The sequence below is a fragment of the Capnocytophaga sp. oral taxon 332 str. F0381 genome (genome assembly GCF_000318275.2).
In the GTDB taxonomy this organism is placed as follows: Bacteria; Bacteroidota; Bacteroidia; order Flavobacteriales; family Flavobacteriaceae; genus Capnocytophaga; species Capnocytophaga bilenii.
In genome coordinates, this window is record NZ_KB291279.1 from 1 (window position 1) to 11,643 (window position 11,643).

An 11,643-nucleotide genomic window follows, 5' to 3' on the forward strand; every position below is an offset into this window, starting at 1 on the left:
TTTTTAGTGTAAACCTATTTCAGGATATGACAATCAGAGAAATAGCTGATACAATTGTCGATGATAGAAAGTACCCTCGGATAGGAATCCTCTTCTTTTACAATATATATGCCATCTAAGGATTGGCGAAATGATTTCAATTCTTCTGATTGGGTAGTTTTCTGCCTTTCCGAGATAAGAAGACCTATAGTAGCAATCCCCAGCTCCTTACATAACTGGGTTATAGTTACAGATTCTGTAATAATTTCATTCACATAAGCAACAAAGAACACCAGTTCTGTTTCGTCTTCTAAGATGGTTCCTATTTGCTCCTCTGTATAAGATATCTCCTTATCTAAGAACACATAGTCTGCGCCTTTAAGAGTATTTTCTTTTTCTGCTTCAGCACTCTTCTTTCCAAAACCAACTACCTTAATGGGGGTTGATTTCTTAGTCTTCATAATAAAATATTTTTAAAGTTATACATAGCTTCTAATAACAGTACAAATATAAAGCGAATTTTTGAGGTGTTTTGTATGAGTTCGTATGCCCTCTATACCAACTCGTAAAGCTCAAGCTCTATAAGTACCTTGTCCTTAAGTAGTTGAAAATGTGCTATTCTATCCTTCATCGACTGAGAAAGTACAAACTCCTGTTCATCTTCTTCCGCTATACTGCCAACAAAGAATCTTATTTGCTCGCTAAGGAATACATAGTGGAGATCAAAGATCTGAAAAAGCCACAATTCGAATAAGGTTCTATCTACCATCTGCCCCTCTTCACTGCCCTTTACGATCATATGTAAGTCTATGAGTTGCGGGCTGTTCTGTAACTCTATTTTGAAATAGTATTCTATAGAGTTAGAAGCAAAGATAAATCGGTATAGCAAGTCCCAATCGAAAACATCTCCATACCCTGAAGCATCATGACAAACAAAAGGAAGAGTATCGAACTTAGAGAGATATCTTTTGTATATCTCCGACTCCCTAAAGTCTTTTCCTCTAAGGGTTCCAAAATAAGTATCATACTCAGCGAGTTCTTCTTTTAGGTCTTCTTCCTTGTATAGTTCTTCGATGACCCAATTAATAAAAGGGCTTTCTTCTTCCATGGTGAGTTATTTTAATGGTTTATTCTTTTCTTTAAGTAAGGCAAATCGATACAGAGTTTTCTGCTCTCTGTAGTCTCTGTAGGAATTTGCACCTGCTGCATATCCTGTTGGAGAATTTCCCAAAGCAGGCTGTTAAGCCCTCTAACACCCAACTGCTTATCGGCAGCATAGGAGGCTAATTTCTGTATGGCTTTTTCCTCTACCTTTAGGGTAGTATTATGTAGCTTGAAAAAATGCTCATAGCTGCGCAAGGGAGAGGAATCACCTAATAAAATTTCTTTTAATATAGCAGGAGTAATAGGCTTAAGGGCTACAAAATCACTGATACGCCCTAGTATCTCTCGTTTTTTGATAACCTTGAGGAAATCCTCACGAGTGGCCTTATCATAGAAAGTGCCTTCCTTTTTGCCTGTCTTTGTCTCCGATGGCACAAACCCATTTATTTTTGCTTTATTGAGTTGATCAAAAACACCTGTAAAAAGGAATAGTATTTTCTTAGTAGAAATAGTATGACTGACCTTACTATTATAGTAAGAAGTGGAAAAAGTGGCTTTGCCATTGTCATCAATAAGGTTGAGCAATTCATTGATAATTCTATCGTTATAAGTACCACTATAGAAGAGTTTGTCAAACTCATCGAAGAGGATAACTGATTGTTCTACTGCCGTAAGGTTTTGGCCGGTTCGCTGGTAAATCTCTGCAAATACATCCGTCAGGGAAGCCCCTACGATTCCTTCTTGAACGACAGAATTGCAATTAATAACACCGAACTCACTGCCCAATACATCGGCCAGTACCTGTACACTATAGGTCTTCCCGACCCCTGTAGGCCCATAGGCCAAGAGATTCGCTTTAGGCAAAGAAAGATCCGAAGTGCGTAGTCGCTTATAATGGGTATAGAGACATAAGGAAAGTTTCCTAAGGTAGGCATCTTGGCCTTTTACATATTTTTGAGCATAAGCATATAGGGTAGTAGGAGTGATAAAATCCTCTCCTATATCTAAGAAAGACAAGTGCGTACGCTTGCATAATTTCTTTATTTGGGAGAGGGGTACCTCCTCTATATGGGTCATCCAATTCTTCAGATAAGCCTTGGCCTGCTGGCAACACTGCTGATAGCGGTCAGTCCCTTGTAGCTTACTCACTTCCTCGGCAAAGCCCAAGAGGTGCTGTTCCAGCTTCTGTTGGAGGTTCTTTTTAAGTGCCTCGCTCTTATTAGGTAGTCCCTCCAAGGTACGCTTTACAAAAGGAAAGTCCAAGGAAGTATTAGTAAGGAGCAGTTCTTTGATTTGGGTATCTATATTTTGCATTTCCATAGTGTGGTTCTTTTGGAATGCAAGTTACGTTTTTTCTTAGCCCATAGAGGTATGAGTTGGTATAAGTTATTCGGATCGCAATTATTTTATTTTATTATATAAGTCAGGCTCTTTATTTTTAAAGAATATCACCTCTTCAAAAGTAAGGGCTATATCTTGTAGGCTTTTAATATCCTTTCCTTTTTTATCTCCTTGTTTTTTCCCTTGCTTATGAGTTAAGTATAAGCATTTACTGGTAATCCTATTATCAGGGTTTTTAGGATAATCAGTAGCATTTTTGTGTATTTTACCTTCTTGTAAAAAAAGATTGAGTTTAGTTATACGCTTATCTTTAAAATTATTCTTTTCAAACCAATAATACAAGTAAATAGCAAAACGACGAATAATAAGCTTAATTATAAAAGTAGTTTTATCTTCTTCAAAGTCTATTGTTCTCTTATCTTTCCCTTTTTGAATTTTAACAATCTTTTCTCTTTGTTCATCACTGAAATTATATCCAATTTTTTCTCTTAGTCTTTTAGGAATAAGATTATAAAAATTTTTAACATCATTATCTTTTTCAATATCTAACACCTGTTTAATTTCTTCGTCTAAGTTTCCTTTATTTTCTCTATTATTATTTCTATTAATTACACTTTTACACCAATTATCAATATACTCATCATCAGAGAGTGGCTTCTCATTCAGATTCCATTCTGTTTTGCTGTTATTATATGCTTCTTCAAATATGGGGAAACCTATGAAGTTTTTAGCCTCATATATTCTTCCTACATCTCCACCTATTATTTCTTTAAAATTATCTATAAGATTCTTAGCCTCATCATCTATCTTTTCAAGCGCTTCTTTCCGCATCAAAAGCCACTTATAAAACTCAAAGAGTTTTTCACTTCCAAAGGCATTGACCTTTAGTCTTTCTTCGGTATCGGCCGCCCAATAGTGGAGTTTCTGGATAAAATTGGCACGCTGTTCTGCTGTAGAGAGCACCAATTGCTTATTCTCAGGAACAATCAGTATAGGGCTAAGGCTGGAGATCCGATGCTGGAACATCTTAGGAAGTTCTGAAAGTACTATAAATACACAATAATGCCCCATAGCAACCATCTTTTCTATAAAGCGGTAGCCTTGGGGTTCTAGCATACGTTGATTATAGTAATCCTCTGGCTTGTCCCATATACGAAAATCCACTACAACAACCTTAATCTCATTACTTTCATCTTGTTTTATTCTCTTTAAGGCCTCGGAAGTTTGGGTACTGTGTATGATCTCTATTTTTCCTTTAGCTTCTATTTTTAAATTATCTAACAGATTTTTTTCATCCTCTAAGAAAAGGACTTTGTAGTTTTTCGGGGGGGTAGATCCCTCTTCAGAGGAAGAAGAGCGAATGTATTCATCGACAAACCAAGGCTCTATCTCGTTGCAGATAGCGATGATATCCTCCACTGTCAGCGGGGATGCTCCCATTTTAGTCTTAATCTCTTCCGCTCTTTGTTGGTAGCCTTCAGCGGCGGTTTCTAAGAGCTTTAGCAGGCGTTGCCTACTGATCTCAATGCTTTCAGGGGTATTCTTTACATCATGGCGAATGGCCTGTACCATCGCTTTACGAGAAGCAAAATGATAGGCATCTTCCTTTTCAAGAGTACCTACTCGCTCCATGTTATAAAAGCGATTCATATCATCCTTTGTAGCTATAGGGAGTTGGATAAAATGATACCCCAAGGCGTAGGCCGCAATAATCTTCTTATGCGGCTCCCTCTGTAGTATTTGCGCTTGAGAGAAAAGGGAAACAAACAGCACTGGGGTAAAGATATGAGGGTTCAGGCAGAGCTCCTGCTGTACCAACTCAATCCCCCACAACTGGGCAGAGGTATGCCCTTCCCAGGTGATCTCACAGAGGACAACAATCGCATCATAGGTATTGTTCTCTATAGCCTGTTTCTTTCTGTCAAAAGCCACTTTATCATAAATAAAATCACATGCTATCTTAGAATTTCCTTCGAAGAAAACGTTTTTGAAGTAGTTTTCTAAGAAGCTTAAATCTTCATTAAGACATATCAGGGTTTTCTTGATCATGGCTATTATTGTTTTTAATTGATATTTCTATTTTATCTACATTTATTTGTTCTTTACAAATTGCAAATTCTATTTGCTTACCTTCTTTTATTAATTTGTATAATTCTTCTTTGGTTATATATTCCTTCGCAAAAACACATTTGATATTTTTTCCTTCTGCTATAGTAAATCCTTCCTTTTTTAATTCTTCTGTATTTATATCTTTTAAATGCACAATCCAATTAGTTTTCTTTTCTTCAAATCTTTTAATTCTACAGGTATATATCTTAGTATCGTCATATTCCTTATTGACATCTACTAAGTCCTGAACCATTGGAATAATTCCAAAATTCATTCCTGCCTCATTCTTTAACAAATCAAAGATGTTGTCAATAAAAGTATGAAGAACTTGAGTGTTTATATCTTTCTGATGAACGGCTTTATTCCTTATATGTATTATATTATTATATTTTTTTTCTTTATCGGGGAGAGCCTTTTTTTCGTCTGGGATCATTTCATTTAGCTTGTCCTTATCAGGAACTTCCCATCCATTTTTTCCTATTGGAATAAAAAAAATTATTTCAAATACCTTATATAAATAATTAACAATCAGACTATTATACAAAGCCAACATATTCCTATATCCATTCTCTATCTCTTTATTACGAATAAAATCTCTATAGAGTTCTATCGTTTCTTCTATCACTTCCCATATTTTTTCTCTTTCTACTATTTTTTTATCCTTTATATCACTATATTTCAAACTTGCTAGATCTTTTAGATTAGATATTTTCTTTGCCTCTTTTTTCCAAAATTCTGTCTGCCACCAATAGATATTTCCATTAGCTTTGCACTTTTTATAGTAGGGTATCAATTTTTTATATAGTACTGGTATACTTTTATTTTCTAAGACCAAATGGTATACCAATTGCATAAAACTCATATAGTTTTCCAATAGGGAATCGGTATCATTGCGTTCGTCCAATCCCTTTTTCTGCCAATAGGCAAGAGCTCCCTGTTGGAGCGCTTCTCTATAGGGGTTTCTTTTGTTAGAAGCTGTCGTGATAAGTATGGGGTAAGAGAAAAGAGCCTTTTTCAATCGGGCAAGTACCTTAATACCCGACAGCTGCGACACTAGTATATCCCCTTTCTCTCCTCGTAGGCGTAAATCTAAAATAAGCAATACTAACTGCCCTTTGTTCTTTTGCTCATGTGCTTCTACCTTAGCTTCTATTGCTTTGATTACCTCATCTACAAATTCTTCGTCATCTCCTATTTTCTTATCAGGAACAATGGTCTTAAAGTACTCCTGATTTTCACCACCATAGAGCATATATTGGAATACCTTTGACCAACCTTCTTCTGCTTGGTCATCTACATAAATAATCTGGGGCGGTGTTCTCTTGCACCTATCTTTGATGTGCAGATATCTATTCCAAAGACTATCCAGCTGCTCTTTGTTCCCAAAAACTTTTTCTATATGAGCGGAGATATCTTCTATCAGCTCATAAAATCCCTCCTGTACATACTTTCCTTCATTATCTTGCTCTATTTTCTCTAAAATAGCTTGTAGTTCTTCCTTTAATTCCTCCCTAAGTTCATCGGAGGGGATATCCAAACTTCCTCCTGCTTCAAATAGCCTCCTTACAAATGCTTCATATTTCTGTTTTAAGCGTAATTCTACTTCTTTATCACCTAACTCATAAGGAGATTTTTGTAAAAGCCTTATTTCTGTTTCTAGTTCTTTTACTAATCCTTCCAATTGTTCTCTTTCTTCTTCGGACAATGTAGTAATTTCCCTCTGAGCCAAATCTTCTTTTTGTTGGAGTTGGGCTAATATACTTGTTTCATCCAAAGGATTAAGATACTGAGCCAACAATCCCTGTAAGCTATTCATGTGCTTCCAAGCCTGCGTATCCTTAAAAAAGTCTTCTAAGGTTTCTACCTGTCCCTGTTGTGGGGAAGCCGCTTGCCTCTGATAAGTTTGTATGACCTTATGCACCTGCCAAAGGGTATAGACCCCCCACCAGTTGGCTATAAAATGGCGATCATCGGCCACTTGTACCTCCGCCTTAAAGAACGCACTAAGGTCTTGCGGTGCTTGTAAAGCCTTAAGCGTATCGAAATCTAACTCTTGCAAGTCAACAGGTAATTGATAGTAGGTTACCCCTGGGGCATATAGGAGTAAATTCTTAGGGTCAGAGAGGATAAAATGCTCCCTTGACAGGAAAGAAAAGACTACACAATGCTGCTGGTAACGCTTTAGGCGCAACCGTTTAAGGACTTCTATCCCTATATGAGTAGTTCGCTGAATAACATGCTCCTGCCCTATGGGAATATAATCCAAACTAATCAAGAACAGATCCACCGTCTCAGTGCGTGTTAGCTCCTCTATCTCCTCCAACACCTCTTCAGGAGCACTCCCTATACAAATGACCTCTTTTCTATTCACTAAGAAATTATAGTCAGAAACAAGAACAATACGAGCCATCCTATTTATTTTTGGTTATTGATTAGTTCATTGAGGAGTTCATCTCGCTCTTCTGCTAATGCTTTGAAGGCATCTTTCTTTTCTTTTTCAGATTTTTCTGTTTCGTAAATCTGCTTAAATTTTGCATACAAATAAGAAATAGCCTCATTCAACTTGGCATCTGCTTCGTCTTTGAAAATGGCAGAGATAATTTCCTGAACTTGGAGCTGGGTGTAGGAATACTCAATAGGGTTCCATTCATCTTTTAGCACGTTTTCTCTTACAAGAATATCTATAACCTTATGAAGAAATACTTGATATTCTGCATTTCCTACATGGCTCCCTTTCTTTATTTTATTCTCTTCTATGTCTTCAAAAACAGATTTTTTATCAAATGCTCCTCCTTTTTGGTGGTATAGGATAAAAATCTTATTATTAGGAAATAGTTTTCCATAAAAATTCCGGAAATCTGTAGGAGTAATAGTATCATCTACTATAAAAATACTATCCTCCTCTGTATAATCAGATAAGACATTTCCTCTAAGACCTAGTATTTTCTCCTTTCCTTCCCAAAAAAGAGGTGTATCTGGAGCTAAAGAAAATAGCTCGCTTTCATTAGTAAAAATAATTATTTTGTTCATCTTATCTACGTGTTTGATTTAAAATATAATTAATACTGTATTTATTTCTGTTATCTCTAAAAGCATCTAACAAAGATGAAAGATTTAGGTAGTTAACCGCCTCAGGGAGTCCTTCCAATGTATGTTGCCCCCTTCCGGTTACCACTATCGTTCGTATCAGCTTTGACCATTCCAATAACTTCGAATTAAGCATCTCATTATGGTTTTCTTTACCATATATTCTTTCAAACAAGCCATAATGAACCACTAAAAATTCTGATTCAGGAATATTCTCTGTGATAAACTCTTCTATCCTTTGTATATATTCATCTGATAAGCTCTCATTATTCAAATCTACTTCTTCTGCTTTAGGCATTAAGACATTGATATGATCAAAGATATCTCGTTGATATAAAGTTTCATTTCCATTTGTAAAAAAAGGAGCGGAAGCAAACTTCTGGATACGTTCATCTATAACTATGACCTTATTAAAGTAGGCTTCTATAAGTTGTTGAGTGATGAAGTATTTATCATTTTTTCGTATTTCAATCACATAGTTATCTAATGAGCTTTGATAAATATCAAAATAAGGCAACTTACGTTGTGCTGCACTAGATAGAGGTTCTACTGTAATCTTATCCTTATTTATTTCTTTTACCACTTTTTCCCAATCTTCAATGGAATAGAGGTGATTATGGAATACTACTTGCTTGCAATCATCATAATTTGCAAAAGTACCTGTTTTTAATATAGTTTTAGTATTGATAGCTAAATAATTTTTATTTCCTTCTTTTCTAATTCCCTCCCATTGCTCCCATATTTTTTGAGAGAAAAATTCTTCTATTTGTGTTTCTCCTACCTCTGAGAGAAAATCCTCCTCTATGTACATCAATCGTTCAGGCAAAAGGGATAATTCAGAAATTCTATCCTTTCTTCGGTTTTCCTTTTTTTCTTTATGATTTAAATAGAAATATTCCCCTATAGCTCCTACCTCCTCCTTAGCCTCTTGAGTTAGAAGCAAGACAAACTCATGATTAAAAGATACTTTACTTTCTATCTTTTCTAAAAAATCTTCTACTGATATAAGCTCAATCCCTACATTCTTCCATTTAGAGCTTTTATTCTTATTCTCATCAGTTAATAAAGTATATTCTTTGGGACATATAACTAGATATTTCTCTACTTTTTTCAAATAAAATCGGTAACCTATGCTTTTTTTATCTCCCTGTCGATGGACAAAAGCCATTATAAAAGGAATAAAATCAGCCTCTCCTCCCTCAGGTATTGAGGGATCTATTTGTACTATATCTATCTGACGTAAGAAAGCTGCCGAAGCTTTCATTTCTAAGATACCTAAAGAATGAGAGCGTAGAGCATCCTTTTCTATTACGCTCCCAAAAATCCTACCATTTAGATTATCTACTACATCCTCTGTTAGCATCCCTTTATCTATATCATCATAAATTTCTACCTGATAATATTTTTGAGGTAGTTCTAATATTTTTTCCCAGTAATCTATATCTTTTTTAAAAAACCAAGAACCCCCATACATTAGATTGACCATTTCAGGATTTTCAGAGTAAAGATTTAAAAATTGTTTCAGAGCTGTGATATTGCCCAGCATATCTATATTTTCATCATATTCTGAGAAATTCACTGTAAAAGTAACTTCTTTGCTTTCTCTATTACCACTATGCTTAGCTGTATTTCGTATGATATTCTCAATAATATTATAGAAAGCCTGTTGTCCTAAAGAGCCTCCTGGTATCATCACAGCTATATCATTTTCCTTCGTTAGTACTTCTCCTTGGCACAAGAAGCTGAAACGATATTTGAAGTTATCCACTGCAGAAATCAAATTTAGAAAAATTCTATTCTCATCCAATTTCCTAAATAGATCGCTATAGACATTCATATTCTCAACAAATTTGGAAACCGAATAAGTAGCTTCGTTGAGATACAAGCACCTATTCGAATTATATTTGTTCAATATAGCCAACTGATATTCTTTTGAGAGCACACTATTAGCTTCCTCTTTGGTCAGATTAATTCCTATATAATTTCCCTTATTAATCATTTTTCCTATGTTTTGGATAGCTTCTTTATCTTGTAGATTCACCATTACATGTGAAATGATATTATGAGACATATTACGTACAAATACCTGAGAAACTGCATATTGTATGGACCGTCTGTTAAGTTTAGCTTCTCTTTCTCGTAGCTCTTTACTACTGATATGAAAATATTCTGACACTTTCTTAGAAGAGAAAGAAAGAATAAACTGATCCAGCATACTCCTTAAATCCTCAAGGATCTGCTCAGGGAGTATATGATTGAACAATAATACTATTGAAAAAATCATAACATCATCTGAAAATGTTTCTCCTGCTATTCTATTATATTTCCAAACAAGGGTTTGTCCATATTCTTCTTCTTTCCAATAATTTGCAAAATCCTCAAAAAGATTACATCCTTCTTTATATTCAAATGGACGCTTTTGATAATGTATATTATCAGCCTCTTGTAATTTAGCATTGGGAAACTTTATCACTTTATATTCGTCATTTTTCCCTTCTTCCACTCCAAATAAATAATTGCCTCCATTTTCATAAAATTTATTCAATTTTTTAATATAACTATCCCGACAATATATTTCTTTATATATCTTTTTATCAGTCAGATCATTATTTAACCAATAAGTAAAATCAACCGCTAATATAGCATTTTTCCTAATATCGTCTGTCTTAAGAAGAGGCATCGTAAAAAAACTATATATTATCTTTTCCGTTAGTTCTTCTATATTTGTAATTTCTGTAACTTTATTTTCATACTGAGAGAATGAGATTATAAATTCTTTCTTTTCACTATCGATTGTATGTGGTTCTATGAGTTTCTCTAAACAAATTTCCTCCCCCATATAAGTACACCAGTGAGGAAAGACTTCTTCTTTAAATTTTTCTTTCCAAAAAGGATGTAACAATATCCTATATTTACACAATTCATCATCACCTAATTGTATTAAATAATCGTAAATCAATCTAAATTTTCCCAATGTGTCTTTTCCTCCAGGAAGAATTATAAATAGATTGGAAAGATTTATCATTTGAGAAATTTCATCCTCTACTACGAGATAATAATCATTATTTCTATTAAGTTTATCATTAGCTATATACAATTTATCATCTTTCGTTATTGCTATCTCTTTGATTCCTTCTATTTTAGTCGACACTCTAACTCTTTTTCCTGTAAAGGAAGTAAGTGCTATCAGCTGTATCTCTTTTTTTGTACCTTTTGGTAAAACAAGACTATCCCTTAGAGTTTTAAAAACTTCTGTTACACACTCTGGAACCCCCTCTCCACTACTTCCATTAGTTATAATATTGAGATTAGATAGCTTTTTAGTTGCTAAAAATTGAGAATATATAAGTCCTGCCAGCTTATCTACTTCTGACAATATTGCTTTGTCCCCAAATATAGTATTACTACTACTTCCTAAAAAACAAATAGAATAAGTTGAATTATCTATTTTAGGGAAAGTTTCAATTTCTACCTGTCTTCTTTTCATTCTATTATTTTTAAATGTTTCAAAGATACGTTTTTTTTCTTGAGTTTTCATAACTTTTTTGTAAATATTTTTTAACCATTTTAAACAAAAGGGCAATCGCCGGCGATTGCCCTTTTTATCGTTTGCCATCAATCTCTTTCTTTAGGTCTTAGATTCCTGTCTATCAATATTTTAGTTGCAAAATTTTCATCCTTAGCCGCTGATTGGGTGTATATATAGGCCTTCGCTAGTATACCAAAGTAGCTTGGATATTTGGAAATATAAAAAATGGTATGTACCTCTTCTACCCCCGCCTTATACTTAATCCCAAAAAAGGTTTTGAGGAAGAACAGAAGTCACTATTATTTATAGTCTCACCATACTTGACACATAAAATTCCCTCTTGAGAAAAAGGTGTGCGATCTTTCTTTCTGATATTGTCACGTCCTAAAAAAGGTTTACAGTTATTTTGTCAGTTTGATTAACATTTTTTACTACGAAGCTGTTTAAACTTTTTCCTTACAATAAAATAAAAGTTCCCAAAAATTAGTAATTTT

7 protein-coding genes are annotated in these 11,643 nt (G+C 34.5%); all 7 read right to left on the reverse strand.

Annotated elements, in window-relative coordinates:
• Positions 1–14: 14 nt before the first annotated feature.
• Entirely contained in the window at positions 15–440 is a 426-nt protein-coding gene (locus HMPREF9075_RS03295; protein WP_009415078.1) for a hypothetical protein, read from the reverse strand.
• A gap of 92 nt (positions 441–532) precedes the next feature.
• Positions 533–1,087, reverse strand: a complete 555-nt coding sequence (locus HMPREF9075_RS03300; RefSeq protein ID WP_009415079.1) for a hypothetical protein — start codon at positions 1,085–1,087, stop codon at positions 533–535.
• 11 nt (positions 1,088–1,098) lie between these two features.
• On the reverse strand, positions 1,099–2,403 hold the full coding sequence (locus HMPREF9075_RS03305) for an AAA family ATPase (RefSeq protein ID WP_009415080.1): 1,305 nt from the start codon (positions 2,401–2,403) through the stop codon (positions 1,099–1,101).
• 81 nt (positions 2,404–2,484) lie between these two features.
• Positions 2,485–4,473 (reverse strand): hypothetical protein, encoded by a 1,989-nt coding sequence (locus HMPREF9075_RS03310; RefSeq protein ID WP_009415081.1) that lies wholly within the window; start codon positions 4,471–4,473, stop codon positions 2,485–2,487.
• Positions 4,445–6,943 (reverse strand): response regulator, encoded by a 2,499-nt coding sequence (locus tag HMPREF9075_RS03315; protein WP_009415082.1) that lies wholly within the window; start codon positions 6,941–6,943, stop codon positions 4,445–4,447. The genes HMPREF9075_RS03310 and HMPREF9075_RS03315 overlap by 29 nt, the downstream gene beginning before the upstream one ends.
• A 5-nt stretch (positions 6,944–6,948) precedes the next feature.
• Positions 6,949–7,563, reverse strand: a complete 615-nt coding sequence (locus tag HMPREF9075_RS03320; protein ID WP_009415083.1) for a hypothetical protein — start codon at positions 7,561–7,563, stop codon at positions 6,949–6,951.
• A 1-nt stretch (position 7,564) separates the two neighbouring features.
• A complete protein-coding gene (locus tag HMPREF9075_RS12545) occupies positions 7,565–11,236 on the reverse strand; it encodes a hypothetical protein (protein ID WP_009415084.1) in 3,672 nt (1,223 codons plus the stop codon).
• Positions 11,237–11,643 lie beyond the last annotated feature (407 nt).

Coding starts and splice junctions, on each gene's coding strand:
- HMPREF9075_RS03320 (WP_009415083.1), bottom strand. CDS start 7,563: ATGAACAAAATAATTATTTTTACTAATGAAAGCGAGCTATTTTCTTTA.
- HMPREF9075_RS12545 (WP_009415084.1), bottom strand. CDS start 11,236: ATGGCAAACGATAAAAAGGGCAATCGCCGGCGATTGCCCTTTTGTTTA.
- HMPREF9075_RS03310 (WP_009415081.1), bottom strand. CDS start 4,473: ATGATCAAGAAAACCCTGATATGTCTTAATGAAGATTTAAGCTTCTTA.
- HMPREF9075_RS03300 (WP_009415079.1), bottom strand. CDS start 1,087: ATGGAAGAAGAAAGCCCTTTTATTAATTGGGTCATCGAAGAACTATAC.
- HMPREF9075_RS03315 (WP_009415082.1), bottom strand. CDS start 6,943: ATGGCTCGTATTGTTCTTGTTTCTGACTATAATTTCTTAGTGAATAGA.
- HMPREF9075_RS03295 (WP_009415078.1), bottom strand. CDS start 440: ATGAAGACTAAGAAATCAACCCCCATTAAGGTAGTTGGTTTTGGAAAG.
- HMPREF9075_RS03305 (WP_009415080.1), bottom strand. CDS start 2,403: ATGGAAATGCAAAATATAGATACCCAAATCAAAGAACTGCTCCTTACT.